We start from the raw sequence: 26,503 nt of genomic DNA on the forward strand, positions 1-26,503 counted from the left end.
AGGGTGACCAGCACTGGACAGCTCCCGACCACCGACGACGTCCGCGAGGCGCTGAAGACCGTCTACGACCCGGAGATCAAGAAACCGATCACCGAGCTCGGCATGGTCAAGGACGTCACGATCGGCGAAGACGGCGTGGTGACGGTCGCCATCTACCTGACCGTGGCCGGTTGTCCGCTGAAGGACACCATCACCAAGGAGACCACCGCCGCGGTCGAAGAGCTGGACGGCGTGCGCGGTGTGCGGGTCGAGCTGGACGTGATGAGCGACCAGCAGCGCACCGATCTGCGCAAGTCGCTGCGCGGGGACGCCAAGGAACCGGTGATCCCGTTCGCCCAGCCCGGGTCGATGACCAGGGTGTACTGCGTGGCGTCCGGCAAGGGCGGGGTCGGCAAGTCGAGCGTGACGGTGAACCTCGCGGTGGCCATGGCGCAGCGCGGGCTGTCCGTCGGCGTGGTGGACGCGGACATCTACGGCCACTCGGTGCCGCGGATGCTCGGCGCGCGCGAGAAGCCGACCAAGGTCGACACGATGATCATGCCGCCGCAGGCGCACGGGGTGAAGGTCATCTCGATCGGCATGTTCACCCCGGGCAACGAGCCGGTGGTGTGGCGGGGGCCGATGCTGCACCGCGCGCTGCAGCAGTTCCTCGCCGACGTGTTCTGGGGTGACCTGGACATCCTGCTGCTGGACCTGCCGCCGGGCACCGGGGACATCGCGATCTCGGTGGCGCAGCTCATCCCGAACGCGGAGATCCTGGTGGTGACCACGCCGCAGCAGGCCGCCGCCGAGGTGGCCGAGCGGGCGGGCGCGATCGCGCTGCAGACGCGGCAGCGGGTGGCCGGGGTGATCGAGAACATGTCCTGGCTCGAAACCGCGGACGGCTCGCGCATGGAGATCTTCGGTTCCGGCGGAGGCCAGTCCGTGGCCGACTCGCTCTCGAAGGCGGTCGGCTCGCCTGTACCGCTGCTGGGCCAGGTCCCCCTGGACCCGCGCCTGCGCGAACAGGGCGACGCCGGCACCCCCATCGTCCTGGCCGCCCCGGACGCGCCCGCCTCGCAGGTCCTGCGCGAGGCCGCCACCAAACTGTCCGTCCGAGCCCGAGGCCTGGCCGGCATGATGCTGAACGTAACCCCCACCCCCCGCTAACCCCCCGCCCCTGCCCCACACTCACGCACCCGACCCCCACACTCGGGCACCCGAGTCCCACACTCGGTGCGCGAGTCCCACACTCGTGCACCCGAGCTCCACGTTCGGGCACCCGAGTTCCACACTCGGGTAGCCGAACCCCACGTTCAGAACGCCGAGTCCCACACTTGGGCGTCTGAGTCCCACGTTCAAGCAGCCGAGTCCCACGTTGAGGAAGCCGAATCCCACACTCAGGCAGGCGAACCCCACATTCGGGCAGGCGAACCCCACATTCGAGCAGGCGAGTCCTACATCCGGGCGGCCGAAGCCTGGCCTCGGGCGTGCGGCCGACCTCCGCCCTCGGATAGCGCCAGCCCCACACTCAGGCACCCGAGTTCCACACTCGGGTAGCCGAGTTCTGCACTCAGGTACCCGAGTTCCACACTCGGGTCGGCAAGGCCCGTCGACTGAGCCGGGCCCACCTGTCCCGGTCGAACAGCCTGCCTACGCAAGCAAGGCCCTCACCTGCCGAACGTAGAACTCGGGCTACGCGAACGTGGAACTCAGCTGCCTGAGCGTGAGGCTCGGCTACGCGAGTGCGGGACTCGGATGCCTGAACGTGAAGTTCGGCTGCGCGAGTGCGGGATTCGGCTGCCTGGACGTGGGGTTCGGGTGCACGAGTGTGGAACTCGAGTGCCCGAACGTGGAGCTCGACTACGCGAGTGTGGAACTCAGCTGCCTCAACGTGGGCTCGGCTACGCGAGTGCGGGATTCGGCTGCCTGGACGTGAGGTTCGGGTGCACGAGTGTGGAACTCGGCTGCCCGAACGTGGAGTTCGGCTACGCGAATGCGGAACTCGGATGCCTGGACGTGGGTTCGGGCACGCGAACGTGGAACTCGGGTGCCTGAACGTGGGGTTCGGCTGCACGAGTGCGGGACTCGGGTGCGCGAGTGTGGGGTTGGGGGGTTAGGTGGCGTCTGGGTCGACGGGGGGTTTTTCGCCGGGTTTCAGGGGTTCTGGGGTGGCGGAGGTGGCGGCTGGGTGGCCGTTCGGCTTCACGGGGTCCGAGCCGCCGTTGCCGTTGGTGGTGTTCAGGCCGAGCGGGTCCGCGTCACCGTCGAACAGGTGCTGGGTGACGGCCCGCTTCGGGTCGAAGTTGCGGAGTTGCCGCAGGTCTTCCAGCGGCTTCCGGTACTCCTCGAACTCGGGCCCCATCTCGTCCTTGAGCTGCTGCCGCGCGCCACTGGCGAAGTCACGCACCTTGCGCATGCTCTTCCCGAGCCACGCCGCCGCTTCGGGCAGCCGCTCCGGGCCCAGAATGAACAGCCCGGCCACGATGAGGACCAGGATCTCGCCCCAGCCAACGCTCTCGAACACCCTGTGACCTCCGACTCGTGCACTGCGCCAAGCTCAGCGTACCGCCCGATCCGGTGAGCATCCCAGGCTCAGTCCGAGCCCAGCGTGACGTCGACCACCAACTGCCTGCCCTGCCGCGACAACTGGACCGGCACCACGTCCCCGATGTTGTGCTCCCGCACCACCACGGTCAGCTCGGTGGCCGTCCGCACGATCCGGTCCCCGACCTTGGTGATCACGTCACCTTCGGCGATCCCGGCCCCCGCGGCGGGACCGCCCGGCGCGACGTTCTGCACCTGCGCGCCTTCCGAGGTGTTCGCCGCCACCGAAGCCGCGTTCAGGCCCAGGTCGGCGTGCTTGACCGAGCCCTGCTCGATCAGCGACCGGCTGATCCGGATGGCCTGGTCGATCGGGATGGCGAAGCCGATGCCGATGTTGCCGCCCTGGCCCTCGCCACCACCGAGGATCGAGGTGTTGATGCCGACCAGCGCCCCGGTCGAATCGACCAGCGCGCCACCGGAGTTGCCCGGGTTGATCGGCGCGTCGGTCTGGATGGCGCCGTAGTTCGACGGCGGCCCGCCGTTCTCGCCCGGCATGCCGATCGGCCGGTTCAGGGCGCTGACGATGCCGCTGGTCACCGTGTTCTCCAGGCCCAGCGGCGAGCCGACGGCCAGCACCGAGTCGCCGACGGCGAGGTCGGCGGACTTGCCCACCTGCACCACCACCGGGTCCGGCACGTTCACCTTGACCACCGCGAGGTCGGTCTTCGGGTCGGTGCCGACCACCTTCGCCTCGCTCCGCGTGCCGTTGATGAACACCGCGGTGATCTTCGCGGACTGGTCCTTGACCGCCATCGAGACCACGTGGTCGTTGGTGAGGATGTAGCCCTGCGGGTCGATGACCACGCCGGAGCCGCTGCCGCCGCCCTCGCCGATCCGGATTTCGAGCGACACCACCGCGGGCGCCACCCGCTGCGCGACTTCGGCCACCGAACCCGGCGGACGCTCCTTGCCCGCCTCGGCCTCGGCGATGTTCAACTCACCGGTCAGCGCGTCACCGCGATCGGACAGCCACCAGCCGGTCAGCCCGCCGACCGCGCCGATCAGCAGCGCGATCACGCCGAGCAGCGCCAGGGCGGTGGGCTTGACCTGCCTGCCGAACAGCACCTCGGGCAGGCTGAGCATCGCGCCACGCGGGCGCTCCTCCGGGTCTTCCTTGGCCGGTTCCTCCGGCGCGACCGCCGGACCGCCGAGCAGCGCGCCCGCGTTCGGGTCGCGCCACGGGTCCGCGGGCTTCGACCACAGGGGCGCCTCGGCCTCGGTGGCTCCCGCGCCGCCCTGGTCACCGGCCGGGCGCTGCAGCACCACCCCGGGGGTGTCCGGCGGGCGGCGGAAGGCCTCGGCCAGCGATTCGGGGGGCGGCGGCGCGAGCGTGACCTGCTTCGCCTTGCCGTTGCGCGCGTCCGGGGTGTAGAGCCGGTCGAAGGCGCCATCGACGCCACGCGGCCTGCCGAAGACCGACGCCTGCGCCGGATCCACCGGCGGGCGCTCCAGTGGCCTGGGGACGAGCCTGTCCTCGCGCCGCGGCGCGCCGGACGGGTCCTGCTGCGGGTTGGGCTGCTGGCTCATTCATTCCTCGACGCGTGACCGGCCGTCGGCGTGACGAATACGCCGGACGTTTGCCGCGAATTCTGCCGTCTGGCCGGTGAAGTAGGCGTTTCGCCCCTGTTCAGCGGCCGGTGGGCACGCCGACCGTGGTGCTGGCCGAGGCCGAGGAGGACGGCGGCGCCAGGCTCGAGGGCACGGGGTACGCGCCGAACTGGGCGGGCAGCACGCCGGAGAGCGGGTCCTGCTTGGGATCGGTGGCGACGTCACCGCCGTCGGTGCCGGAGGTGGCCACCAGTGCCAGCGCGCTGAGCACCAGCCCGGAGACGACCACCCCGGCGCCCTGCGCGGCCCGGCGCCCGGAGACGCCGAAGCGGCCGCCGCCGAGCACGGTGCGCGAATTGCCCAGCGGTGCCGTGGAGCCGAGCGGCGCGGAGCCGTCCCGGAGCCCGGCGACCCGGTCCGGGCGCTGGATGGTGACCAGCTGACCGTCCTCGGTGATCGCCAGGTTGTCCGGTGCGGTGCTCAGCTCGGTGTGCTGGGGGATGTCACGAAGGCTCGCCAGGAACCCCGCCGACATGGCGGGGGCGTCCGCGCGCTTGACCTCCGCGCGGGCCTGGCGCTGCGCGGCCACGTCACCCGCGCACGAAGGGCAGCGGGCGATGTGGCTCGACGCGCGGTCCCGCGCGCCGAGGGAGAGCTCACCGTCGACGAACGCGACCACCGCGTCGGGCAGCAGATGCGACTCGGGCAGTCCCCAACCGCGCGCTTCGGTCATGCCGGCGCCCCCACGGGGATCGCTTCACGCTTCATCGCCCGCGCGCGCTCCAGCGAGGCACGCAGGGCCTGCCTGCCGCGGTGGATGCGGCTGCGCACGGTGCCGAGCTTGACCCCGAGCGTGGCGCCGATCTCCTCGTACGACAGGCCCTCGACGTCGCACAGCACGACCGCGGCGCGGAACTCCGGCGGGAGCTCGTCCAGCGCGGCCTGCAGGTCGGGGTCGAGATGGGTGTCCGAGTAGACCTGCTCGGGGCTCGGGTCGTCGCCCACGATGCGGTCGGTGTCCTCGGGGAGGCCCTCCATGCGCACCCGGGAGCGGCGGCGGGCCATGTCGAGGAAGAGGTTGGTGGTGATGCGGTGCAGCCAGCCCTCGAAGGTGCCGGGCTTGTAGTTGGCCAGCGAGCGGAACACCCGGATGAAGGTCTCCTGGGTGAGGTCCTCGGCGTCGTGGGTGTTACCGGTGAGGCGGTACGCCAGCCGGTAGACGCGGTCGGCGTGCTCGCGCACGACCTCGTCCCAGGACGGCGGTGTCCAGGCGGCCTCAGCGGTTTCGCCGACGGCCACCGGCTCGACCTGCGTGCTCTTCTGCATCGTGGGGGAAGGCACCTCCATCAGGCTGATCTCCCAACTACTTCCCCTAACGCTGTCCCCGCGCAGGGTGTTCCCGGTTCGTTGACTGCAGTCTGTCCGGCTTCCTTATGGTTGTAGTGAGACAGCGCTGAGAGGAGCCTGAGAAGTACTGGGGTGGGAACTGGCGGACCTGCCCGGCGGCCTGCGCTGATTTGTCGACAGGCACCGCTAACCTCACTGCGTGCACTCCGACACACACCTGGACGACCTGGGCGTCTTCGTCGAGGGCTACCTGCCCGACGACGACGTGCTGGTCGCGTCGCGCGCCAGGTCGGCCGAGCTGGGCTGCGCCCCGGTCGGTGCGGCCTGCGGGGCCACCTTGAGCTTTCTCGCCGCGACGCTGCAGGCCAGGGCGGTGGTGGAGATCGGGACCGGCGTCGGGGTCAGCGGGCTCTACCTGCACCGGGGCATGGCCGAGGACGGAGTGCTCACCTCCATCGACATCGAGCCCGAGTTCCACCGGGCGGCCCGCAAGACCTTCCTCGAGGCCGGACTGCCGCCGGGACGCACCCGGTTGATCATGGGCCGCGCGCTCGACGTGCTGCCGCGGCTCACCGCGGGCGGCTACGACCTGGTGTTCGTGGACGCCGCGAGGGCCGAATACCCGCACTACTTCGAACAGGGCGTGCAACTGCTGCGCCCGGGTGGCGTGATCGCCTTCCACAACCTGCTGTCCGGGGTGCGCAACGGCCGCGATCCGGAGACGCTGGCCATGCGCGACGTGGCGCGCGCGGTGCGGGAGAGCGATCGGCTGGTGCCCGCGGTGCTGCCGGTCGGCGGCGGGCTGCTGGTCGCGTCGGTGCTCTCAGCGCCGTGACCTGGTGGCCAGCACCGAGATCAGCAGCGCGAGCAGCAGCCAGGCCGAGACCAGTGCGATGAGCCAGACCCAGCCGGCGTGCCCGTAGACGGTCGCGCCGACCGTGCCGCCGATGCTGCTGCCCAGGTAGTAGGCGAGGGTGTAGAGCCCGCCGACCTGGCCGCGCGCACCCGGCGGCGCCTCGGCCGCGGCCCAGCCGTTGGCCACCGCGTGCGCGGCGAAGAACCCGCCGGTGAGCACCACGAAGCCGACGGCGACGCAGATCAGCGAGTCGACGATGGTCAGCGTCGCCCCGAGCACGGTGATCACCAGCGCCGCGGACACCGAGCGGATCCGCCCGAACCTGGCGACCAGGCGGCCCGCGTAGCTCGAGGTGAAGGTGCCCATCGCGTAGGCGAGGAACACCAGCGAGGCGATCGCGGGCGGCAGGTCGAGCGGCTCGCCGGTCAGGCGGAACCCGGCCGCGTTGTACAGCGCGACGAAGGAGCCCATCGCGAGCAACGCCACCGAGTACTGCGCCAGCAGCACGCGGCTGGACAGCGCGGCCCGCAGTCCGCTGAGCGGCGCCTTGCCGGGTGACGCGTCGGATTTCGGCAGGGTCAGGACCGTCAGCAGGGCGCAGACCAGCGCCAACCCCGCGGTGAGGCCCAGCGCGCCCGGCCAGCCGAGCCAGTCCGCGGTGAAGCCGCTCGACAGCCTGCCGAGCATGCCGCCGACGGTGTTGCCGGCGATCATCGCGCCGACCGCGGCGGCGACCCCGGCCTTGCCGAGCCGCTCGGCGAGGTAGGCGGCGGCGACCCCGGCGAAGCCCGCGATCGCGATGCCCTGCAGCGCGCGCAGCCCCAGGAGCACCGGGAAGTTCGGGGCGAACGGCAGTGCCAGGCCGAGCAGCACGGACGAGATGACCGACGCCAGGATCACCCGCCGGCGGCCGATGACTTCGGACAACGTCGCGATGGGGAGCACGGAGATGGCCAAGGCGCCGGTCGCCACGCTGACCGCGAGCGAAGCACCGCCGGGGTCGAGGTGGAAGCGCTCGGCGAGCTGGGGCAACACCGGCTGAGGGGCGTAGAGCAGGGCGAACGAGGAGATACCCGCCGCCGCGACGGCCACCGTCACCTGTCGCCGGGCGGGCGCTTCGGCCTGGGGTGGTGCGGCGGTCGTGGTCACGCCCTCGAAGCTAAGCCTCGCTAATCAATACGTCCAATACGCGATCATGCGACAATTCATACGATGATGGATGAATCGTCGGATCAGCGCTTTGTCCAGGAACTGGCGCCGGATCTGGCGCTGCTCGCGGCGGTCGGGGTGACCAAGAACATCACCCGTGCGGCTGACCTCGTCGGCCTCCCGCAGCCGACCGCCAGCCGTCGCCTGGCCGCGCTCGGCCGTCATCTCGGAGCCTCCCTGACCGCACCGGACGGGCGCGGCATCCGGCTGACCCGAGCCGGCGAACTACTGGCCGACGCAGCCGAGCGGGCGCTGCTCTCGTTGGAGGTCGGCGCTCGCCAAGCCCGCGAGGAGATCCACCCGGACCGCGGGCACGTCGTGCTCGGCTTCCTCCACCTGCTCGGACGCTCGCTGGTGCCTTCGCTGCTCGCCGGATTCCGCCGGGCGAATCCGCAGGTCCGGTTCAGCCTGGTGCAGGGCTCCCGGCAGGACGTGCTCGACCGGCTCGGCACCGGCGAAATCGACCTGGCGCTGGTCGCGCCGCTGCCCGCCGATCCGGTGTTCGACTCGGCCACCCTCACCCACGAGGAGTTGCGGCTGAGCGTGCCCACCGCGCACCCGCTGGCCGGCCGGGAGCAGGTCCACGCCGGTGAACTCATCGACGAACCGTTCGTCACCCTCGAACCGGGCTACGGCCTGCGTCAGATCACCGACGAACTGTGCGCGGCCGCCGGGTTCAGCCCGTCGATCGCCTTCGAAGGGCAGGAGTCGGACACCGTGCGCGGCCTGGTCGCGGCCGGTCTGGGCGTCGCGCTGCTCCCCCGGTTCGCGCCGGGACCACCGGCGGGCGTCGCGGAAGTCCCGCTCGAACCGCCGGTCACGCGCACGATCGGGCTCGTCTGGTCAGCGGGGAGCGAGCTGACGCCCGCCGTGCGCGCCTTCCGCGCGCACGTCCTCGATCACGCGTAGGCCGCGGCCAACTCCACCAGCGTGCGTGCCGCGAACCCCGTGCCACCGGGCACGACATCGGCGTAGGTGCGGTCGGCACGAGCCGGTCCGGCGATGTCCAGGTGGGCCCACGGCAGGCCCGCGGTGAACTCGCGCAGGAACAACGCCGCGGTGATGCCGCCGGGACCGCCGGGCGCCTGCTTGACGTCCCCGAGGTCACCCTTGACCGCGTCCTCGTGCGCCTCCAGCAACGGCATCCGCCACCAGGCCTCACCCGCGGCTTCACCGGCGGCGACGACGCGGGCGGCGAGGTCGTCGTCGCTGGCGAACAGGCCGCCGGTCCGCAGGCCGAGCGCGACCTTCATGGCGCCGGTCAGCGTGGCCACGTCGACCACCGCGTCCGGGTTGAACCGCTTGATGCCGTAGACGAGCGCGTCGGCGAGCACCATGCGGCCCTCGGCGTCGGTGTTGCCGACCTCGGTGGTCTTGCCGCCGTAGTGGCGCACGATGTCGCCGGGGCGGTAGGCGGAGCCGGACACGTGGTTCTCCGCGGCCGGGACCAGCGCGGTCACCCGCACCTTCAGCCCGAGCGCGGCGATCGCGCGGACCGCGGCGATCACCGCGGCCCCGCCCGCCATGTCGGTCCGCATCAGGTGCATGCCCTCGGCGGGTTTGATGGACAGGCCACCGGTGTCGAAGGTGATGCCCTTGCCCACGTAGAGCAGGTGCCGGGTGGCACCGCGAGGGCGGTAGTCCAGCTCGATCAGCCGTGGCGGGCTCGCCGAGCCGCCGCCGACGGCGAGCACGCCACCGAAGCCCTGGTCGGCGAGCCACCGCTCGTCCCGGATGGTGGCGGTCAGCCCGGACAGCCCGGAGGTGAGCCGTTCGGCGGTGCCCGCCAGCCAGGCCGGGTCCTTCACGTTGGAGGGGGTGTTCGCCAGGTCGCGGGCGAGCGCGGCGGCCGCGGCGAGTTCCCGCGCGCGGTCGACGGCTTCGGCGAACGCGGGCACTTCGGACCGCGGGATGAGGCGCAGGGTCTTGAGCCGGGGCTTCGGCTCCTCACCGGTCACCTTGTAGCGGTAGCCGCCGAGCAGCACGCCCATCGCCAGCTCGCAGGCGGCCTCGGTGGTCGCGTCCTCGGCCAGCGCGACCTGCACCGCGCCGACCGGGTCATGCTCCAGGTAGGAATCGACGGCCCTGGCGAGCGCGGCACCGGCGGCCCGGTAGTTCGCCGCCTTGCCCTCGCCGACGCCGACCAGCCAGCGGACCGGCGCGTCGCCCGGCACCAGCTTGACCTCGCCGGCCTTGGCCGAGGGCCGCACACCGGCGATCGGTTCGAGTTCGGTGCCCTCGGCCGGTTGGGGAACGAGGACGGCCTCCAGCGCGCCGCGGCGGGACGCGTCCAGCACCTCGACCTCGACCAGGCGAGTGGGTACGGACGGTAACGGAACGCGCGCCATCAGCGAACCTCCAAGAACGAGCGGGATCCGGGCAAGAGTTAACCCCGGTCACCATGACGGGGACCGGGGTGCACGAGGTGAAGCCGGTTCAGCCGGTGGCTTCCTGGAGCGCCGCGCCGAGATCCTTCGCTTCCTCGGCCGAGAGCTCGACGACGAGACGCCCACCGCCCTCGACCGGTACGCGCATCACGAGGCCCCGCCCCTCCTTAGTCACTTCGAGGGGACCATCTCCGGTCCGGGGCTTCATGGCCGCCATAGCGTGCTCCCTCCGTATCAACCGGCGCGCCCGGGTCGCGCTCGCCAAAGCCAACCGGGTAGTAACCATTCTCCCTCATCAGCGAGCGGCCGCGCGCGCGGACCGATCTTTTCACACATCATCGGTGCTGGTATGCGGCTCGCCGGGGTGCCAGACTCGCCAGTCGGAACCCCGAGGGACGACAGGAGTACCAGTGACCACAGAGGACGTTCTTCTGGTCAGTGACAGCACGGACACGCCGGGTGTCCGCACGCTCACGCTGAACCGGCCGAAGGCGTACAACTCGCTGACCGTCGAATTGAAGGAACGGCTGCTGGCCGCCCTGCGCGACGCGGCGGCCGACGACAGCGTGCGCGCGGTGGTGCTGACCGGAACGGGGAAGGCGTTCTGCGCGGGGCAGGACCTGAAGGAGCACGTCGGGTTACTGCAGGCGAACGATCCCGCGCCCCTGCACACGGTGGCTGAGCACTACAACCCGATCGTGGGACTGATCACCGGCATGCCGAAGCCGGTCATCGCCGCGGTGAACGGCGCGGCCGCCGGCGCCGGTGCCGCGTTCGCCTACGCCAGCGACATCCGCATCGCCGCTTCGTCGGCCAATTTCCTGATGGCCTTCGCGAACGTCGGGCTGGGGCCGGACTCGGGCGCGTCGTGGACCCTGCAGCGGCTCATCGGCTACGGGCGGGCCGTGGAACTGATGCTGCTCGCACGCAAGGTCGAAGCCGACGAAGCGCTGTCGCTCGGCCTGGTGAGCGAGGTCGTGCCGGACGAGGAACTGACCGCGCGAGCCCAAGCCGTCGCCGCGAAACTCGCCGCCGGCCCCACCGTCGCCTACGCGAAGATCAAGGAAGTACTCGCCGTCGCCGCCGAAAGCACCCTGGGCGAAGCACTGGCCGCCGAAGACGCCGCGCAAGGCGTCCTGGGCGCTACAGCGGACCACGCCGAAGCCGTCGACGCCTTCGTAACCAAACGACGCCCCACCTACCAAGGAAAATAACCCCTCCTCAATGGGTGGCCCCCGCTTGGTGCCGTGAATGTGGCTTTCACGGCGGATTCCGCCGTGAAAGCCACATTCACGGCACCTTCGGGGGTTAGGCGGGGGCTGGGCGGCGGAGTTGCAGGGGTGGGCGTGGGCGGGTTCGGGCTATGTCGTAGGCGGCGCGTAGGTCGTTGATGACGGCGTCGGGGGCCGTTTTCAGGCGGCTGGGGACGGTTTGCACCAGAATCACCCCTGCCCCGGCATAACGAGCGTTTCGCTCCAGCGTCGCGGCGTAGTCATGCCGGCGGAAGTGGTGCTCGAACGAGTCGATCTCCCAGGCCAGTGCTACCTCGTCCCACCACAGGTCCGGCGTGGCGATGTAACGCCCGTCCGAGTGGAGCAGCACCGGGTTGCGCGACGGCGGCGGCAAGCCCGCTCTTCGCCACAGCTTGCCCGCATGCGCTTCGGCTACCGAGCGGAGGTCGTCGGCGAGCGACTTCAGCACCGCTCGGGGTAACGCCGTACCGCGGCGACTGCCGGTTTGGAGCTCGGCGGAAAGCTCAGCGAGCGAGCAAAGCCCGGATTGTCGCGCCTCGATCAACAACGCCGTGACCGCGTCCCGATTCCGAAGTCGCCGCACACCGTCGAGGATCGCCCGGGCCGGTGGCGCTGTCGGTACGCCGTCCACGTTCATCCGCTGCGGTACGTGGGTGGTGCGTTCGATGAGCACGAAGCCGGGGCTGCGGAATTGGCAGTCGGCAGGCACCAGCAGGTGCACCTCGTTGCCCGTGGGTACGTTGCGCAACCCGAAACGACGCGCTGCCTCGAAGCCCGTCAGCAGGCCGGCCCCTCGCGCGTGGAGCAGCGCGGCTTCAATCCGCTGCCGCGCGGTCGGCCGGGATCTGCTCAGCAGCACGATCCCCGGCAACAGGTAGGTCCAGGGTCCACCCGGCTGACAGCGCCGGTAGGTGGTGCGGGAGTGCACGCCGAGCTCGGTGAGCTTGACGACACGGATGACGCCGTGGCTGCTGTGCTGCCGCAGGCACGGTTCGGTGTCCAGGTTCGATTTCATGGTCGCCGATGCTGCCCCGCCCCACCGACAATCTCGGACCAAGTGCCGTGAATGTGGCTTTCACGGCGAATTCCGCCGTGAAAGCCACATTCACGGCATCCCGCGGGGCCAACCAAGGGGTGTTAGGTGGCGCGGAAGCAGGGGAGGATGTGGTCGTCGACCATGCCGGTGGCTTGCATGAGGGCGTAGCAGGTGGTGGGGCCGACGAAGGCGAAGCCGAGTTTCTTCAGGGTTTTCGCCATGGCGCGGGATTCCGGGGTGATGGCGGGGACGTCTTCCATGGTGCGCGGGCGCGGGGACGACTCCGGCGCGAAGGACCACAGCAGGTCGTCCAGGGGTTGCTCCAGGGTGGCGACGGCACGCGCGTTGCGGATGGTGGCCAGGATCTTCAGCCGGTTCCGGACGATGCCCGCGTCGGCCAGGAGGCGGTCGACGTCGGCGTCGGTGAAATCGGCGATCACCGTGGGGTCGAAATCGGCGAAGGCGCGGCGGAAGGCGTCTCGTTTGCGCAGGATGACGATCCACGAGAGGCCCGATTGAAAGGCTTCCAACGACAACCTTTCGAACAGGGCCTGTTCACCGCGCAGTGGCACGCCCCATTCCTTGTCGTGGTATTCGGCGTAATCCGGGGAGGAATTGCCCCACGCACAACGGGAGATCCCGTCCGGGCCGAGCAGGGTCATCGGCCACCCACCGAATAGGATTCCGCGAATCGTGCGAACCGGTCCAGGGAATACCGCACGCCCAGCGCGAAGGCGGGTTTGGCGAACGGCCAGCCCACTTGGCCCAGCGGGCCGAACGGCAGTTTCAACTGCTCCGACCAGACCAGCGTGGAGCGGTCCGCGCCCTGGGCGTGCACGTGGAACGCGCCCGTGCCACGCACCACGCGGCCGAGGTGCCGGACCGTGCACCGCACCGGGGGCTCCCAGCCGGTGATCTCCATGGTGTCGGTGAACCCGATCCCCGCGATCCCGGTGAACGCCGCCAGCCGCGAGCCGACGCTGCGGCCGTTGCCCTCGGTCACCTCCACCCGGGTCCCGAGCATCCACTCCCCCTGCCGCGTCCAGTCGGTCAGCGCCAGCCAGGTCGTCCCGGCGGGCGCGGCCACGGACACCGAAAGCACCAGTTCGGGCATCAGACCGCGTCCTCGCGCCTGCTGTTCAGCTCCGCTTCCAGCCGCGCCACGCGCGCGCGCAGTTCGTCCAGTTCGTTGCCCGCCCGCCGCAGCACCCAGTCCACTTCGGACATCTTGTACCCGCGCAGCACGAGCTGGAACCGCACGGCCCGCAGATCCTCACCGGTCACGTCCTCGGCGGGCAGCCTGGTCGGCGACGCCCCGGGCGCCAGCGGGGCCAGCTCCTCACCCCGGCCGAACACGACCGCGGCCAGCAGGAACACCACGGCCGCGACCAGCAGCATGATGACTAGATAGATCAGCGCGGTGGTCACGCGACGATCGTGACACAGGCCCGCCACGATCGTCTCGCCAGCACGACCAGTCGAGCGCTCACCATCATCGACAGCAGCCCCACCGCCGCGCACGGCCACGACAACAGCAGCAGGCTCGTGTCGATGAGCCCGCTCGCGCCGACCAGTACCACCCGCACCAGCAGGTCCACCCCGACCGCGGTGGCCGCCACCAGCGACACCCACCGCCCGGCCCGCGCCGACCGCGCGTACCGGCAGAGCACCCGCGCCACCAGCAGCGCGACCAGGCCGAGCCCGGCCACCGCGTACCCGGTGTAGTCGGCCGTGAGCGCCAGCGGCCCGTACCACTCAGGCATGCGCACGCCGGTGTTGCTCCACGGCCCGATCGTGGTCAGCCGGGTCAGCTCCCAGAGCACGTGCATCACCGGCAACGCCAGCGCGAGTGACCGCAGCGCCTGGACCCCGGTCGCCAGCCCCAACTCGGACTGGAAGTCCACCCGCACCTCGGCGACCGTGCCGAAGTCGCTGACCGCGCGGCGCTGCGCCTCCTCCTCGGGCAGCCCGGCCGACAGGTAACTCTCGGTGGCGTCGTCCAGGCTGTCGCGTGCCTCGGCGAGCAGGTCGGACTTGCGCGCGGGCGAGCCGTACAGCGACCCGGCCAGGTCCGCCAGGTAGCGGTCGATCACGCCTGCGCCGGCCATGCCTGTCCTCCCAGCACCGCGCCGATCACCGAGGTGAACTGCTGCCACTCGACGCGCTCGGCGGCGAGCGCCTTCTGCCCGGCCCTGGTCAGCCGGTAGGTCCGCCGCTTGCGCCCGGAGACCACATCCCACTCGCTGGCCAGGAAACCCGCCCGTTCCAGCCGCCGCAGCGCCGGGTAGACCGTGCCGGTCGGCAGGTCGAGCGCGCCCCCGCTGCGGGCCTGCAGCGCCTCGATGATCGCGTAGCCGTGCAGCTTCCGGCCGTCGAGCACGGCCAGCAACAGGGCGTCCAGATGTCCGCGCAACGCGTCCGCCTTCATGCATTGGCACTCTACTGATCCCGGCATCGGGGAGGTACCGGAGCCGACCCTGAGTTCTCCCTGAATCCATAGATTTGACCGCTACCTGTAGCATGTCTACATGTAGGCTGCGACGCCATGGAAGCCCTGCCGATAGCGCGACTGCAGTTCGCCACCACCACCTCGTTCCACTTCCTGTTCGTGCTGCTCACCCTGGGGCTGGTCACCCTGGTCGCGATCATGCAGACGCGCCACGCGCTCAGCGGCCGGGCCGTGTTCGACCGCATGACCCGCTTCTGGGGCAAGCTCTACGTGGTCAACTACGCACTGGGAATCGCCACCGGAATCGTCATGGAATTCCAGTTCGGGCTGAACTGGAGTGGTTTGTCCACCTATGCCGGGGACATCTTCGGCGCGCCGCTGGCCATCGAGACGCTGGTCGCGTTCTTCCTCGAGTCCACCTTCCTCGGCCTGTGGATCTTCGGCTGGGACCGGCTGGGCAAGTGGCTGCACCTGGCGCTGATCTGGCTGGTCACGCTGACCGCCTACGCCTCGGCGTTCTGGATCATGGCGGCCAACTCCTTCCTGCAGAACCCGGTCGGCTCGGTCGAGGAGCAGGGTGTGCTGCGACTGACCGACTTCGGCGCGCTGCTGACGAATCCGGCCTTCGTCTCGGCGGTACCGCACGTCCTCAGCGCGGCCCTGCTCACCGGCGGCGTGTTCGTGGTCGGCATCAGCGCGTACCACTTCCTCAGGCGGAGCGAGGAGGTTGAATTCTTCAGCCGGTCGATGCGGTTGGGCGTGGTCACCACGCTGGTCGCCGCGCCGGTGGTGTTCGGTTTCGGCACGGCCCAGTTCCCGGCGATCTCCGAGGTGCAGCCGGACAAACTCGAAGGCGGCGCGGTCGGGTTGCCGCTCGGGCTGATGGTGATGATCGGGCAGTTCTTCGTCTTCGCCAGCCTGATCGCGTTGCCGTTCCTCGCGAAGGACCGGATCGCGCGGGCCCGGCCGTTGCTGCACCTGATGGTCTGGGGTATTCCACTGCCGTTCATCGCGGCGATCTGCGGCTGGCTGGTGCGCGAACTCGGCAGGCAGCCGTGGCTGGTGTTCGGCAAGCTGACCACCGCCGACGCCATGTCCGACCTCAGCGCGGGCCAGGTGCTCGCCTCGTTCCTCGCGTTCACCGCGCTCTTCGCCGCGCTCGCCGTCGCGAACTGGGTGCTGCTGTCCCGGCTGGCCCGGCGCGGACCCGAGCCCGTGGTCCAGCCCACCCCCGTGCTCACCGGAGTCTGATCATGGAACTGTTCTTCTGGTGCCTGCTGGGGCTGCTGCTCGCCGGGTACTTCGCGCTCGCCGGCTACGACTACGGCGTGGGCCTGCTGCTGCGGGCCTTCGGCAGGAACGAACCGGAACGCCGTCGCGTGCTCAGCTCCTTCGGCCCGTTCTTCCTGGGCAACGAGGTGTGGCTCGTGGCCGCGGTCGGCCTGCTGTTCGGCGCCTTCCCGCTGCTGGAAGGCAAGGTGTTCAAGCAGAACTACCTGGTCGTGGTGGCCATGCTGCTGGGGCTGGTCGCGTTCACCGCGGCCGTGCAACTGCGGAGTCGGCGTCCCGGCGCCGGTCGCGGAGGCTGGGATCTGCTGATCGTGGGTGGCGCGGTGGTCACGACCGGGTCGTGGGGCGTGTTCTTCGGCAATCTGGTGCGTGGGCTGCCCGCCACCGGACCGGTGCCCGTCGCCGATCCGTTCTCGGTGCTGTGGGGGCTCGGGTTCATCGCACTGTTCGCGTTGCACGGAGCGGTCTTCTTGACCGTGCGTGGTGACGTCGAGTTGGCCGCGAAAGCAGGTCGGCTGGCTCGCAAGCTGGTGCCGGTGGTGGCGGGGTTCGTGGTGGTCGTGGCCGGGTGGATGGGCCTGTCGCCGTCGATCATGTCCACTGTGGACCGGGTGTGGCCCGCGGCGCTGGTGCTGGCGGCCGCGGCGGTCGCGCTGGTGGTGGTGTGGCGGGGGTCGCCGAGGATCGCCCTGGGCGGGACGATGGTGCTCGCTGTGTTGCCGGTGGTACTGGTGGGGACCTTGCGCTTCCCGTACTTGTTGTTGTCGCTGGACTTCGAGCAGGCGGCCGCGTCACCGGGAACGCTGCGGTTGCTCACCTTCGTCGCGGTGCCCACCGTCGCCGTGGTGGTGCTGGTGCAGTGGCTGACCTGGCGGGCGAACCGGCGGCCGATCGGCGACCGTTCGCTGCTGCACTTCTGAGGGGGAGAATGATGCGGCCGATCGATCCACGCCTGCGCGAGGAGCTTCCCGGGTTCGAAAAGTACCTGGTCACGTTGGGGGTGCTCGGCGCACTGACGGCCGTCGCCATTCTGGTGCAGGCCGAATTGCTGGCCGCACTGTTGACCGGACCGGCCACGGGTACCGCAGCGCTGCTGGGAGGCGCGATCCTCGGACGTGCCGCGCTGACCTGGGCAGGAGGCGCGATCGCCGACCGGTACACCACGAAGGTCAAAACCACGCTGCGAAAGAGTGTGCTGGCCAGGTCACTCCACACGCGCGACGCGGGGAGCACGGCCACGCTGGTCACCCGCGGCATCGACGGCGTGCACGGCTACTTCGCCGAATACCTGCCGAAGCTGGTCGGCTCGGTGGTCATTCCGCTCGCCGTGCTGGCGCGGCTGCTCACCGCGGACCTGGTGGCGGGCTTGACGGTGGCCGTGACGTTGCCGCTGATCCCGGTGTTCGCCGCGCTGGTCGGCGCGCACACCCGGGACCGCACCGAACGGCAGTGGCGGCTGCTGTCCACTTTGGGCGGTCACTTCCTGGACGTGGTGACCGGCCTGCCGACGCTCAAGGTGTTCGGCCGGGCACAGGCGCAGGCGCGGACCGTGCGGAAGATGGCCGACGCGCACGCGAGCGCCACCATGCGCACGCTCCGCGTCGCCTTCCTTTCCGCGCTGGTGCTGGAACTGGTCGCGACGCTGTCGGTGGCACTGGTCGCCGTACCGGTCGGCTTGCGCTTGCTCGACGGCGGGCTCACCGCGCAGACCGCGCTGGTGGTCCTGCTGCTGGCGCCCGAGGCCTACCTGCCACTGCGTGCGGCGGGCGCGAAGTTCCACGCCAGCGCGGAAGGGCTGGCCGTACTGGAAGAGGTGCGGGCCCTGCCGCAGGCGCAGCTCGAAGGCAGCGGAAGGGCCACGATGGGCGAGATCCGGTTCGAGGGCGTGACCGTGCGGTATCCGGGCCGGGACCACAATGCACTGTCCGATGTCGACTTGACGATCCGGTCGGGTGAGCGGCTGGTACTGGTCGGCCCGAGCGGATCGGGCAAGAGCACGCTGCTCGCCGTGCTGCTCGGTTTCGTCCGCCCGACCGCGGGCCGGGTCCTGGTCGACGGCGTGGACCTGCGGGAACTCGACCTCACCGCCTGGCGGGCGCAGCTGGCGTGGGTGCCGCAGCGGCCGACGATGTTCCCGGGCAGCCTGGCGGACAACATCAGCCTGGGTGCGGAAGGAGACGTCGAAACGGCGGCCAAGGCGGCCGGGATCGACTTCTCGCGGGCGGCGGGGATCTCGTCGGGGCAGCGTCAGCGCGTCGGCCTGGCGCGGGCGTTCCTGCGCCCCCAAGCCGGGCTTCTCCTGCTCGACGAACCCACCGCCCACCTTGACACCGTGACCGAGACCGCGGTCCTGCGCACCGCGGCGGAGCTGGCCGAGGGGCGGACCGCGGTGCTGGTCGCCCACCGGCCCGCGATGACCGCGCTGGCCACGCGCGTGGTCGAACTGCGGCACGGGAAGCTGTGGGAGGAAGCATGAAGCTGCTGTGGGCCGCGCTGCTCGCGACGGCCGCCGAACTCGCCGGGCTCGCGCTGATGGGTATCGCGGCGTGGTTGCTCCTGCGTGCGGCCGAACATCCGCCGATCACCGCACTGACCGTGGCCATCGTCGCCGTGCGCACGCTGGCGCTGCTGCGTGGTTCGCTGCGGTACGCCGAACGCCTCGCCGGGCACGAGGTCGTGCTGTCGGCGATCGGCGAGGTGCGGGCGCGGGTGTACCGGGCTTTGCTGCCCCATCGGGACGCGCGTTCGTCCGACGCCGATCTGCTCGCCCGTGTGGTGTCCGATGTGGACGCCGCGCAGGACGCCGTGCTGCGGTGCCTGCTCCCGGCCGGGGTCGCCGCGCTGACCGGCATGATCGCGGTGCTGATCAGCGCGTTCTTCTCCCCGGCCGCTGCCATCACGCTGGCGATCGGGCTCGCGCTCGGCGGCATCGCGCTGCCGTGGTGCTGCGCCCGGCTGACCGCGAAAGCCGCGGCCCGCGGCGCACCGGCACGGGCCGCGGTCGGCGAGCACGCCGTGGATCTGGTGCGCGGCGCGGAAGAACTGCTCGCCTACGGTGCCGATCGGCGGGCGCTGGCCGCTGCCGCGAAGGCCGTCGACGAACTGGCGTCGACCGAGCGCACGCGCTGGGTGAGCGCGCTCGCGGCGGCCGGTGTGGCTCTCCAACTCGGGACGACGCTGGCGGTCGCGCTGGTCGCCGGGGTCTCCACCCCGCTGACCGCCGCACTCGCCCTCGGCACGCTCGCCGCCTTCGAGGTCGTGCTGCCGCTGCCCGCCGCCGCCCAGCGCTGGGTGGAAACCCGGGCGTCCGTGCGACGCCTGCGGGCGCTGTTCACCGAACCGGCGCCCGAACCCGGCACGGCGAATGTCCCCGACGGGCCGGTACACCTGCGGCTCAACGGCGTCATCGCGCGGGATCTGCCACTCCTGGACCTGGATCTGCCGCAGGGCAAGCGAGTCGCGCTGATCGGGCCCAGCGGTTCCGGCAAGACCACGGTGTTGCACGTACTGCTCGGCCTGCTCGAACCGGAAGCCGGGCAGGTGACCGTGAACGGACGTCCGCTGGGCGACTTCGACCCCGGGCAAGTACCCCGGATCATCTGCGGCGCCACCGCGCACGCACACATCTTCCGGTTGTCCGTTGAAGAAAACCTGCTGCTGGCCGCCCCCAAGGCAACGGACGCCGAACTTCGTCGCGCCTGCGAAGCCGCGGACCTCGACTGCGACCGGGAAATCGACGCGACCACGCTTTCCGGCGGGCAACGGCGGCGGCTCATGCTGGCGCGTGCCGTGCTGGCCCGCCCACGCGTGCTCATCCTCGACGAACCGACCGAGGGCCTCGATCCGGCACACGCCCGGCGCGTGCTCGACGGGGTGCTACGAGCCTGTCCCGGGGCCACCGTGGTCCTGGCCACGCACGACCTCGCCGAGGCGGACGGCTTCGAGCATCGGCGGCCGGTCCGCGATGAGGACCTCGGTGACGTCGGGCAGCCACTCCCCGCAGACCTGCACGAACTGGGTCAGCTCACCCCCGGCCTGGTCGATGCCGCAACGCGCGAGCGTGGTGCCGAGGATCTGCCTGGCCATCACGCCGAGCTGCAGCAGTGACCGGTTGCGGTGCTTGCGCACCCCGAGGTTGACCTGCGCGAGCCCGTCGACGCCGTACCGGGCCTCGGCGTCGAGCAGCAGCCCGATCTCCACGCCGTACCCGGCGGCGAACGGCACCGACTCGAGGAACTCGCGAGTCGCCGCGTACTCCCCGCCGAGCGGCTGGACCAGGCCGGACAGCTGCGGTCGCAGCGCGGACAGCAGCGGGCGCGCGAGCAGTTCGGTGACCCGGCCGCCACCGGTGCCGAGCTCGGCGGTCTCCAGGCGCAGCGGACGGCGGTAGAAACCCTTGACCAGGTGCACGCCCGGCGCGGTGAGCAGTGGCCCGAGCAGCGCGGGCACGAACGCCGGATCGGGGTCGACCAGGTCGGAGTCGAGGTAGACGATCAGGTCGCCGGTGGTCGCGGCGATCGCGCGCCAGAGCACTTCGCCCTTGCCTGGCCACGGCGGGAGGTCCGGCAGCACGTCCTCGCGCCGCACCACCCTGGCGCCCGCGCGGGCGGCGACCTCGGCCGTGTCGTCGGTGGACCCGGAGTCGACCACGACGAGTTCGTCGACCAGGGTGCCGGTGTGCGGCAGCACCGAGGCGACCACCCCGCCGACCGTCTCGGCCTCGTCGAGCGCGGGCAGCACCACGGAAACCGTGCGCCCGCCCTTCGCCTCGGCGAGTTCGCGCGCAGACCAGCGCGGCTGCTGCCAGGTCCGCAACTTACCCATGGGTACCACCCTAAGCGCCCGAACTGTTACCCCAGGGACGCCCCTTCCGCAGGTACCGTCGGCACCGGCATGGACCCGAGACGAAGACCGTTCCGAACCACACTGGCCGCTCTGGGCACCGCCGGTCTGCTGGCCGGTTGCGGCGGCGGCCCGGCCGAGACCGTGGCGCCGAGCACGACCAGCCCGGTTTCCCGGCCGCCCGAACCGATGCCGGTGCGCACGCTGCCCGCGTCGAGCGGGCCCGTCCACCGCACGCCGGCGTTCCTGGCCCAGGGCGTCGCCCAGGGCACGAACACCCGGTTTCGCGGCAGGCCCGAGGTCACCGGCCGCACCACGCTCGGCGTGGTGCTGCGGATCTCCGACCTGCCCGCCGCGGTGACCGGCGACGCCGTGCTACCCGCTTCGGTGCGCTTCCCGAGCACCGGCGCCTGCGCCCCGATCTCGATGAGCGACTGCGCCGCGCAGTTCCTCGCGTTCGGTAGTTTCGCCCCGGAATCCAAGGCACGCGCGGATTCCGAGGTGCTGCGCGAAGGCACGACCACGGCCGCCGAGACCCGGCTGCGCGAGGGCGTCGCGTACTACGTCTCCGCCTACGCCGACGTCCCCGCGCAGATCGACATCAGCCGGACCGAGGTCTGCTTCAGCGGCGCCGCCTGCCTGCCGGTGGCCGGGCTGCCGAACATCTACCACTTCGGCGTCTGACCGGCTCACGCTTCCGGGGAACGCTGCCACTTGTCGACGGTGACGCCGTTGTGCGCGTCGAAGGCGGCCAGCAACACCAGCGGGTCCGCGTCCACGGTCACCATTTCGCGGTGCTGCGGGCGCAGGAAACCCTCGTCCACCATGTGATCGACGAACTTCCGCAGCGGCTGGAAGTAGCCTGCCACGTCCACCAGCCCGAGCGGCTTCGCGTGCAGGCCGAGCTGCGCCCAGGTCCACACCTCGAACAACTCCTCCAGCGTGCCCGCACCGCCCGGCAGCGCGAGGAAGCCGTCGGACAGCTCGGCCATCAGCGCCTTGCGCTCGTGCATGGTGTCGACCACGTGCAGTTCGGTCAGCCCGTGGTGCCCCACCTCGGCGTTCATCAGGTGCCCGGGGATCACCCCGATCACCTCACCGCCCGCGGCCAGCGCGGCGTCGGCCACCACGCCCATGATGCCCACGCTCGCCCCGCCGTAGACCAGCCCGATGCCGCGCTCGGCCAGCAGCTTCCCGAGCGCGGCGGCCTGCTCGGCGTAGACCGGGCTGTTGCCGGGCGAGGACCCGCAGAACACGCAGACCCGCTTCACTAGTGGGCTTCCTCCCATGCCTTGTACGCCTCCTGCACCACCGACACCGCGTCGTCGACGTCGTCGGTGACGTGCAGCAGGTCCAGATCCTTCTGCCCGATCTTGCCCTCGCGCAACAGGGTTTTCGCGATCCAGTCGTAGAGCCCGCCCCAGTACTCGCTGCCGAAGAGCACCACCGGGAACTTGGTCACCTTCTTGGTCTGCACCAGGGTCAGCGCCTCGAACAGCTCGTCGAGCGTGCCGAAGCCGCCGGGCAGGCAGATGAAGGCCTGCGAGTACTTGATGAACATGGTCTTGCGGGTGAAGAAGTACCGGAAGTTCACGCCGAGGTCGACCCAGGGGTTCAGGCCCTGCTCGAACGGCAGCTCGATGCCGAGGCCGATGGAGAACCCGCCCGCCTCGGAAGCGCCGCGGTTGACCGCTTCCATCGAGCCGGGACCACCGCCGGTGATGGTGGCGAACCCGGCGCTGGCCAGCGCGCCGCCGATCTTGCGGCCGAGTTCGTACTCGGGGTGCTCGCGCGGCGTGCGGGCGGAACCGAACACGGTCACCGCACGCGGCACCTCGGCCAGCGCGCCGAAGCCCTCGACGAACTCGGCCTGGATGCGCAGCACCCGCCACGGGTCGGTGTGCACCCAGTCGGACGGACCGCGGGTGTCGAGCAGCCGCTCATCGGTGGTGGTGGCCTCGGAACGCCGTTCGCGTCGCAGGACGACGGGGCCACGGTGCTTCTCCGGCGGGTGCTCCGGATACTCCTCGCCGGGCACCTCTGCAGTTCGCTCAGTCACCGTCCCGAGCTTACGGACTCAGGGTGAAGGCGAGCATCGCGGTGGAAGTGAAGTCGATGGCCGGTTCGGAACTGGGCCATGAACTCACGTCGTCGAAGAAGCGCGTGTCGGGGGTGTCGTAGGCGGCCAGCGACTTGCCGCACGGGGTGGCTCCGTCCGGCGGGGTCAGGCCCTCGAAGTTCGCCGTGCCGTTCGGCCCGTTGACCACCGCGCCGTGGAGGATTCGCGCACCTCCGCCGGTATTGCCGACAAGATTGGCCCACCCGTCTCCCGCCACCACCCTCAACGGAGCTCCGCGCAGGTTTGCCCGCCCGTCTCCCGCCACCACCCTCAACGGAGCTCCGCGCAGGTTTGCCCGCCCGTCTCCCGCCACCACCCTCAACGGAGCTCCGCGCAGGTTTGCCCGCCCGTCTCCCGCCACCACCCTCAACGGAGCTCCGCGCAGGTTTGCCACCTGATGATGGGGGCAATGTGGATATCGGCTCCCGGCGCCGACGACGAGCGAGATGCCCCAGGCGTTGGCGCCGAGCGCGAAGTTGCGCTGTTGTGTGCCGAAGGCGTCGTAGGCCGGGTCGCCGGTGAGCCCGCGGTGGAGCCGGGCCGTCGCGGCGAAGCCGAAGCTCTTGGTGGCGGCGTCGAACCGGGTGAGGTCCACGGCCGTGCGGAACGGGCTCGCCTGCGCACCGGCCACCCCCTCGTCGAGCTGTCGCCGCAGGTCCGCGACCAGTTCACCGCGCAGGTGCGGGGCGAGCCGGGCCAGGTCGGCGTGCGCGAGTGCGCTGGTGTCGTAGAGGTTCAGCGTGCCCCGGTCGCCGCCGCCGAGGTACTCGCGAGCCCAGTGGACGGCCTGCGAGGTCCACTCCTTCGCCCGCCGGTCGCCGAGCCGCTGCCCGGCCAGCGCGAGCTGCGTGGCACCGAGTTCGAGGTCGTCGCGCCAGGACGACTCGGGGTAGTAGGAGTGCGGGAAGGCGGTGACCAGCTCGCCGACCCCGGTGGTCTTGGCCTTGGCGAACACCGACGCGGCCTCGTCGAGGTACCTGCGTGCCAGCGTCCTGTCCCGTTCGACCTGGGCACCCAGCGCGAAGGCCGCGGCCACCCGGCCCGCCAGGTTCGGGCTGATCGCCTCGCCCGGCGCGTTCGCCGGGAACACCGGGCGGTGCTTGACGAAGTACTCGGGGTGCCCCGGCTGCACCAGCCGCGCGTCGTCGGCCTCCGGCAACCGCCAGACGTCGTGGTCGCCGAGGAAGCCGAACTCCTCGCTCCCGGTGCCGATGCCGACCTGCGCGTAGAGCACCCCGCTGGGGGCGTCCCACATCTTGTCCAGCCACCGCAGCCCGAAGCGGACCTCGTCGGCGAGCGCGCGGTCGTACCGCACCCGCAGCGAAAGGCCCATCTCCGCCAGCGAGTACGCGGAGTTGGAGGTGAACTTGACGTAGTCGCCCGCGTCGGCCCAGCCGCCCTCGACATCGACCGGCCCGCCGATCGGCTTCAGCGGCGCCAGGATTTCGTCGCCGAAGTCACCGCCGAACTCGGGCTCGGCGTAGACGGTCGCCTGCCGGTCGGCCAGGTGCGCGGGCTTCCGGTCCAACCGGCCAGGCAGCACCTGCCCGCCGTCACGCTGGGCCTGGAAGAACTCGTTGTTGGCCCGCGCCAGCGGTGCGAAGAGGCCGCTGCCGATCCGGAACTCCGGCGAGGTCGCCGAGCCGAGCTTGATCCGGTAGGTCCCCGGCTGCCGGACCGCGCTGAAGTCGAGCTGGTGCACGGCGGGGTGGGCGGCGTTCCACGAGCCGGCCGGGGCGGGTGCCCGGCCGGTGTGCACGGTCCGGCCGCGGGCGTCGACCACGGTGAACCGGGCGCCTTCAGCCGGAGCCCGGCCCAGCAGGTAAGCGACCTTGGTCTCGGCGGGGCCGTAACCGACCTGGTCGACGCGCAGCTCGCCGGTGACGGGCTCGGCGGTCGCCGGGGCGACGGGCAGGAGGAGGGCGGTGAGCAACGCGAGCACGGCGGGGCGTCTCACGGTTTCCCCATTCCCGGCGGCGGAATAGATAGGAAACTTTCTTGACAGTTCCGCGAAGATAGCGCCGCCCGCGCCGGTCGTCAACGGGCCAGGTCAGCTCAGGAAGGCCCGCAGCACCTGGGTGACCTGCGTGATGTCGGAAATCGCGACGTTCTCCTGCTGGGTGTGCGCCAGCGCCGGATCCCCGGGCCCGAAGTTGACCGCCGCCATGCCCAACGCGGAGAACCGGGCCACGTCGGTCCAGCCCAGCTTCGCCACCGGCTGCCCGCCCGCGGCCCGGACCAGCTCGGCCGCGGCGGGCGCGTCCAGGCCCGGCAGCGCGCCCGGCGAGACGTCCACGACGGACAGTTCGTAGCCGTCGAAGACCTCGCGCAGGTGTTGTTCGGCCTGCTCGGGCGAGCGGTCCGGGGCGTACCGGTGGTTGATGTCGAGCACCGCGTCGTCCGGCACCACGTTCCCGGCCACACCCCCGTGCACGCGCACCGCCTGGAGGCCTTCGTGGTAGGTCAGGCCGTCGATCTGCGGCGTGCGCGGGCGGTACTCGGCCAGGCGCCGCAGCGGTTCGTACAGGCCGTGGATCGCGTTCGACCCTCGCCAGGCCCGCGCGGTGTGCGCCCGCCGGCCCTTGATCCGCAGCCGGACCCGCATGGTGCCCTGGCAGCCCGCCTCGATCACCGCGTTCGAGGGCTCCCCGACGATCGCCAGGTCGGCGCGCAGCCAGTCCGGCATCTCGCGCTCGATGCGGCCGAGGCCGTTGCGCGTGGCTTCGACCTCTTCGTTGTCGTAGAAGACGAAGGTCACGTCGTGCTTCGGCTCGGCGATCTCGGCGGCGAGGTGCAGGAACACCGCGTCACCCGACTTCATGTCCACCGTGCCCAGGCCGTGCAGGTGCTCGCCCTCGCGGCGGACGGGCAGGTTGTCGTTGGCGGGCACGGTGTCCAGGTGCCCGGCGAGGATCACCCGGCTGGGCCTGCCCAGGTTCGTGCGCGCCAGCACCGCGTCCCCGTTGCGGACCACCTCGAGGTGCGGGGCGTCCCGGCGCAGCGCCGCCTCGACGAGGTCGGCCAGCTCCGCCTCCTGGCCGGACTCGCTCGGCACGTCCACCAGTGCCGCGGTCAGGTCGATCGGGTCGGCATGCAGGTCCAGAGCCATGACCGGCAACCTACCGAAGTACGGTGACGGGGTGCGCATCCGCCGTTCCACCCTCGCACTGTTCGCGGCCGGACTGCTGGCGCTCGCCGGCTGCGGGAGCGAAGAGCCCCGGTCCGCCCAGCCGAAGCCGGGCGAGGTCAGCCCCGAAGCACTGCTCACCAAGGCCAACGCCCTCACCGCGGACCCCTGTTTCCGCGCACCGGAGCAGCAGAAGTACTGGCTCTGCGAGAAATACGTCACGCAACTCGGCAGCTTCACCGGAACGGTGAACAAGCTGGCGGAGACTTTCGTCGCGCTGCGTGAACCCGGGCAGCAACTTTCGACCGGCATCGATGGCTACCGAGGCGCAGGTTGCGAGGCGGAAACCGCACCTGAACCGGCTGTGTGCTTGCGCCATCTGGACCAGTTGAAGACCGGTTTGGATACTGTGCGTACACGACTACGGGACGCGCCCACAGCGACAGAGTGACTC

At 71.0% G+C, this 26,503-nt stretch carries 27 protein-coding genes and 1 pseudogene; 10 read left to right on the forward strand and 18 right to left on the reverse strand.

Annotated features, from left to right (window positions below; all coding sequences use genetic code 11):
- Positions 1 to 3: 3 nt before the first annotated feature.
- Positions 4 to 1,149, forward strand: coding sequence for an Mrp/NBP35 family ATP-binding protein (locus L3Q67_RS05575; RefSeq protein ID WP_499188517.1), 1,146 nt, complete (start codon positions 4 to 6; stop codon positions 1,147 to 1,149).
- A 946-nt stretch (positions 1,150 to 2,095) separates the two neighbouring features.
- On the opposite strand, the gene tatB is transcribed toward L3Q67_RS05575, so the two are convergent.
- From tatB to sigE, 4 genes are all read right to left on the reverse strand, one after another.
- Positions 2,096 to 2,506, reverse strand: a complete 411-nt coding sequence (gene tatB, locus L3Q67_RS05580; RefSeq protein WP_499188518.1) for a Sec-independent protein translocase family protein — start codon at positions 2,504 to 2,506, stop codon at positions 2,096 to 2,098.
- Positions 2,507 to 2,574: 68 nt separating this feature from the next.
- The gene (locus tag L3Q67_RS05585) at positions 2,575 to 4,113 is read right to left on the reverse strand and encodes a S1C family serine protease (RefSeq protein ID WP_499188519.1); all 1,539 of its coding nucleotides are present in this window, start codon (positions 4,111 to 4,113) and stop codon (positions 2,575 to 2,577) included.
- A 100-nt stretch (positions 4,114 to 4,213) separates the two neighbouring features.
- Positions 4,214 to 4,867, reverse strand: a complete 654-nt coding sequence (locus L3Q67_RS05590) for an anti-sigma factor family protein (RefSeq protein ID WP_499188520.1) — start codon at positions 4,865 to 4,867, stop codon at positions 4,214 to 4,216.
- Positions 4,864 to 5,481, reverse strand: coding sequence for an RNA polymerase sigma factor SigE (sigE, locus tag L3Q67_RS05595; protein WP_499188521.1), 618 nt, complete (start codon positions 5,479 to 5,481; stop codon positions 4,864 to 4,866). Before sigE ends, L3Q67_RS05590 begins: the two co-directional genes overlap by 4 nt.
- A gap of 199 nt (positions 5,482 to 5,680) precedes the next feature.
- Between sigE and L3Q67_RS05600 the strand changes: the two genes are divergently transcribed.
- Positions 5,681 to 6,316, forward strand: coding sequence for an O-methyltransferase (locus tag L3Q67_RS05600; protein WP_209664298.1), 636 nt, complete (start codon positions 5,681 to 5,683; stop codon positions 6,314 to 6,316).
- Here the strand turns inward: L3Q67_RS05600 and L3Q67_RS05605 are convergent.
- Positions 6,305 to 7,435, reverse strand: coding sequence for an MFS transporter (locus L3Q67_RS05605; protein WP_499191438.1), 1,131 nt, complete (start codon positions 7,433 to 7,435; stop codon positions 6,305 to 6,307). The genes L3Q67_RS05600 and L3Q67_RS05605 overlap by 12 nt on opposite strands.
- Positions 7,436 to 7,549: 114 nt before the next feature.
- Between L3Q67_RS05605 and L3Q67_RS05610 the strand changes: the two genes are divergently transcribed.
- On the forward strand, positions 7,550 to 8,455 hold the full coding sequence (locus L3Q67_RS05610) for a LysR family transcriptional regulator (RefSeq protein ID WP_499188522.1): 906 nt from the start codon (positions 7,550 to 7,552) through the stop codon (positions 8,453 to 8,455).
- On the opposite strand, the gene L3Q67_RS05615 is transcribed toward L3Q67_RS05610, so the two are convergent.
- Entirely contained in the window at positions 8,446 to 9,894 is a 1,449-nt protein-coding gene (locus L3Q67_RS05615) for a leucyl aminopeptidase family protein (RefSeq protein WP_499188523.1), read from the reverse strand. The two genes, L3Q67_RS05610 and L3Q67_RS05615, sit on opposite strands and share 10 nt — an antisense overlap.
- Before the next feature lie 88 nt (positions 9,895 to 9,982).
- Positions 9,983 to 10,150 (reverse strand): DUF3117 domain-containing protein, encoded by a 168-nt coding sequence (locus L3Q67_RS05620; RefSeq protein ID WP_113698116.1) that lies wholly within the window; start codon positions 10,148 to 10,150, stop codon positions 9,983 to 9,985.
- 193 nt (positions 10,151 to 10,343) lie between these two features.
- Here L3Q67_RS05620 and L3Q67_RS05625 point away from each other — a divergent pair, with 193 nt between their 5' ends.
- The gene (locus L3Q67_RS05625) at positions 10,344 to 11,147 is read left to right on the forward strand and encodes a Clp protease/crotonase-like domain-containing protein (RefSeq protein WP_499188524.1); all 804 of its coding nucleotides are present in this window, start codon (positions 10,344 to 10,346) and stop codon (positions 11,145 to 11,147) included.
- A 94-nt stretch (positions 11,148 to 11,241) separates the two neighbouring features.
- Here the strand turns inward: L3Q67_RS05625 and L3Q67_RS05630 are convergent, their stop codons facing one another.
- From L3Q67_RS05630 to L3Q67_RS05655, 6 genes are all read right to left on the reverse strand, one after another.
- Positions 11,242 to 12,201: a hypothetical protein gene (locus L3Q67_RS05630; RefSeq protein WP_499188525.1), complete on the reverse strand. Its 960-nt coding sequence runs from the start codon at positions 12,199 to 12,201 to the stop codon at positions 11,242 to 11,244.
- Positions 12,202 to 12,323: 122 nt separating this feature from the next.
- A complete protein-coding gene (locus L3Q67_RS05635) occupies positions 12,324 to 12,884 on the reverse strand; it encodes a DNA-3-methyladenine glycosylase I (protein ID WP_499188526.1) in 561 nt (186 codons plus the stop codon).
- Entirely contained in the window at positions 12,881 to 13,336 is a 456-nt protein-coding gene (locus tag L3Q67_RS05640) for an SRPBCC family protein (protein ID WP_499188527.1), read from the reverse strand. The genes L3Q67_RS05635 and L3Q67_RS05640 overlap by 4 nt, the downstream gene beginning before the upstream one ends.
- On the reverse strand, positions 13,336 to 13,650 hold the full coding sequence (locus tag L3Q67_RS05645; protein ID WP_499188528.1) for a DivIVA domain-containing protein: 315 nt from the start codon (positions 13,648 to 13,650) through the stop codon (positions 13,336 to 13,338). The genes L3Q67_RS05640 and L3Q67_RS05645 overlap by 1 nt, the downstream gene beginning before the upstream one ends.
- Positions 13,647 to 14,330 (reverse strand): permease prefix domain 1-containing protein, encoded by a 684-nt coding sequence (locus tag L3Q67_RS05650; RefSeq protein WP_499188529.1) that lies wholly within the window; start codon positions 14,328 to 14,330, stop codon positions 13,647 to 13,649. The genes L3Q67_RS05645 and L3Q67_RS05650 overlap by 4 nt, the downstream gene beginning before the upstream one ends.
- Positions 14,312 to 14,650 (reverse strand): helix-turn-helix transcriptional regulator, encoded by a 339-nt coding sequence (locus L3Q67_RS05655; protein WP_209664289.1) that lies wholly within the window; start codon positions 14,648 to 14,650, stop codon positions 14,312 to 14,314. The genes L3Q67_RS05650 and L3Q67_RS05655 overlap by 19 nt, the downstream gene beginning before the upstream one ends.
- A 117-nt stretch (positions 14,651 to 14,767) precedes the next feature.
- Between L3Q67_RS05655 and L3Q67_RS05660 the strand changes: the two genes are divergently transcribed.
- From L3Q67_RS05660 to cydC, 4 genes and pseudogenes are all read left to right on the forward strand, one after another.
- A complete protein-coding gene (locus L3Q67_RS05660; protein ID WP_499188530.1) occupies positions 14,768 to 15,922 on the forward strand; it encodes a cytochrome ubiquinol oxidase subunit I in 1,155 nt (384 codons plus the stop codon).
- Between the two features lie 2 nt (positions 15,923 to 15,924).
- The gene (locus tag L3Q67_RS05665; protein ID WP_499188531.1) at positions 15,925 to 16,881 is read left to right on the forward strand and encodes a cytochrome d ubiquinol oxidase subunit II; all 957 of its coding nucleotides are present in this window, start codon (positions 15,925 to 15,927) and stop codon (positions 16,879 to 16,881) included.
- A gap of 11 nt (positions 16,882 to 16,892) precedes the next feature.
- Positions 16,893 to 18,437 carry an ABC transporter ATP-binding protein/permease gene (gene cydD, locus L3Q67_RS05670; protein ID WP_499188532.1) on the forward strand — a complete coding sequence of 515 codons (1,545 nt, stop codon included), beginning with the start codon at positions 16,893 to 16,895 and terminating at the stop codon, positions 18,435 to 18,437.
- Positions 18,434 to 19,828, forward strand: a pseudogene (gene cydC, locus L3Q67_RS05675) (thiol reductant ABC exporter subunit CydC); the annotation flags it as partial. The gene cydD and the pseudogene cydC, both read left to right, overlap by 4 nt.
- A gap of 9 nt (positions 19,829 to 19,837) precedes the next feature.
- Here cydC and L3Q67_RS05680 read toward each other — a convergent pair.
- A complete protein-coding gene (locus L3Q67_RS05680) occupies positions 19,838 to 20,785 on the reverse strand; it encodes a glucosyl-3-phosphoglycerate synthase (protein ID WP_499188533.1) in 948 nt (315 codons plus the stop codon).
- Positions 20,786 to 20,854: 69 nt separating this feature from the next.
- Here L3Q67_RS05680 and L3Q67_RS05685 point away from each other — a divergent pair, with 69 nt between their 5' ends.
- The gene (locus L3Q67_RS05685; RefSeq protein WP_499188534.1) at positions 20,855 to 21,487 is read left to right on the forward strand and encodes a hypothetical protein; all 633 of its coding nucleotides are present in this window, start codon (positions 20,855 to 20,857) and stop codon (positions 21,485 to 21,487) included.
- Between the two features lie 5 nt (positions 21,488 to 21,492).
- On the opposite strand, the gene L3Q67_RS05690 is transcribed toward L3Q67_RS05685, so the two are convergent.
- The 4 genes from L3Q67_RS05690 to dapE form a co-directional block, all read right to left on the reverse strand.
- Positions 21,493 to 22,074 carry an LOG family protein gene (locus L3Q67_RS05690; protein WP_499188535.1) on the reverse strand — a complete coding sequence of 194 codons (582 nt, stop codon included), beginning with the start codon at positions 22,072 to 22,074 and terminating at the stop codon, positions 21,493 to 21,495.
- A complete protein-coding gene (locus tag L3Q67_RS05695) occupies positions 22,074 to 22,862 on the reverse strand; it encodes an LOG family protein (RefSeq protein WP_499188536.1) in 789 nt (262 codons plus the stop codon). The genes L3Q67_RS05690 and L3Q67_RS05695 overlap by 1 nt, the downstream gene beginning before the upstream one ends.
- Positions 22,863 to 22,872: 10 nt before the next feature.
- Complete coding sequence (locus L3Q67_RS05700; protein ID WP_499188537.1) at positions 22,873 to 24,879, reverse strand: glycoside hydrolase family 9 protein; 2,007 nt, start codon at positions 24,877 to 24,879, stop codon at positions 22,873 to 22,875.
- A 93-nt stretch (positions 24,880 to 24,972) separates the two neighbouring features.
- Complete coding sequence (dapE, locus tag L3Q67_RS05705) at positions 24,973 to 26,031, reverse strand: succinyl-diaminopimelate desuccinylase (protein ID WP_499188538.1); 1,059 nt, start codon at positions 26,029 to 26,031, stop codon at positions 24,973 to 24,975.
- Between dapE and L3Q67_RS05710 the strand changes: the two genes are divergently transcribed.
- Positions 26,030 to 26,500 carry a hypothetical protein gene (locus tag L3Q67_RS05710; protein WP_499188539.1) on the forward strand — a complete coding sequence of 157 codons (471 nt, stop codon included), beginning with the start codon at positions 26,030 to 26,032 and terminating at the stop codon, positions 26,498 to 26,500. The two genes, dapE and L3Q67_RS05710, sit on opposite strands and share 2 nt — an antisense overlap.
- The last annotated feature ends 3 nt before the right edge of the window (positions 26,501 to 26,503 follow it).

The sequence above is a fragment of the Saccharothrix sp. AJ9571 genome (assembly GCF_021725495.1).
In the GTDB taxonomy this organism is placed as follows: Bacteria; Actinomycetota; Actinomycetes; order Mycobacteriales; family Pseudonocardiaceae; genus Amycolatopsis; species Amycolatopsis magusensis.

Coding starts and splice junctions, on each gene's coding strand:
- L3Q67_RS05585 (WP_499188519.1), bottom strand. CDS start 4,113: ATGAGCCAGCAGCCCAACCCGCAGCAGGACCCGTCCGGCGCGCCGCGG.
- L3Q67_RS05590 (WP_499188520.1), bottom strand. CDS start 4,867: ATGACCGAAGCGCGCGGTTGGGGACTGCCCGAGTCGCATCTGCTGCCC.
- sigE (WP_499188521.1), bottom strand. CDS start 5,481: ATGGAGGTGCCTTCCCCCACGATGCAGAAGAGCACGCAGGTCGAGCCG.
- L3Q67_RS05610 (WP_499188522.1), top strand. CDS start 7,550: ATGATGGATGAATCGTCGGATCAGCGCTTTGTCCAGGAACTGGCGCCG.
- L3Q67_RS05615 (WP_499188523.1), bottom strand. CDS start 9,894: ATGGCGCGCGTTCCGTTACCGTCCGTACCCACTCGCCTGGTCGAGGTC.
- L3Q67_RS05620 (WP_113698116.1), bottom strand. CDS start 10,150: ATGGCGGCCATGAAGCCCCGGACCGGAGATGGTCCCCTCGAAGTGACT.
- L3Q67_RS05630 (WP_499188525.1), bottom strand. CDS start 12,201: ATGAAATCGAACCTGGACACCGAACCGTGCCTGCGGCAGCACAGCAGC.
- L3Q67_RS05635 (WP_499188526.1), bottom strand. CDS start 12,884: ATGACCCTGCTCGGCCCGGACGGGATCTCCCGTTGTGCGTGGGGCAAT.
- L3Q67_RS05640 (WP_499188527.1), bottom strand. CDS start 13,336: ATGCCCGAACTGGTGCTTTCGGTGTCCGTGGCCGCGCCCGCCGGGACG.
- L3Q67_RS05650 (WP_499188529.1), bottom strand. CDS start 14,330: ATGGCCGGCGCAGGCGTGATCGACCGCTACCTGGCGGACCTGGCCGGG.
- L3Q67_RS05655 (WP_209664289.1), bottom strand. CDS start 14,650: ATGAAGGCGGACGCGTTGCGCGGACATCTGGACGCCCTGTTGCTGGCC.
- L3Q67_RS05660 (WP_499188530.1), top strand. CDS start 14,768: ATGGAAGCCCTGCCGATAGCGCGACTGCAGTTCGCCACCACCACCTCG.
- L3Q67_RS05665 (WP_499188531.1), top strand. CDS start 15,925: ATGGAACTGTTCTTCTGGTGCCTGCTGGGGCTGCTGCTCGCCGGGTAC.
- cydD (WP_499188532.1), top strand. CDS start 16,893: ATGCGGCCGATCGATCCACGCCTGCGCGAGGAGCTTCCCGGGTTCGAA.
- L3Q67_RS05680 (WP_499188533.1), bottom strand. CDS start 20,785: ATGGGTAAGTTGCGGACCTGGCAGCAGCCGCGCTGGTCTGCGCGCGAA.
- L3Q67_RS05685 (WP_499188534.1), top strand. CDS start 20,855: ATGGACCCGAGACGAAGACCGTTCCGAACCACACTGGCCGCTCTGGGC.
- L3Q67_RS05710 (WP_499188539.1), top strand. CDS start 26,030: ATGACCGGCAACCTACCGAAGTACGGTGACGGGGTGCGCATCCGCCGT.
- dapE (WP_499188538.1), bottom strand. CDS start 26,031: ATGGCTCTGGACCTGCATGCCGACCCGATCGACCTGACCGCGGCACTG.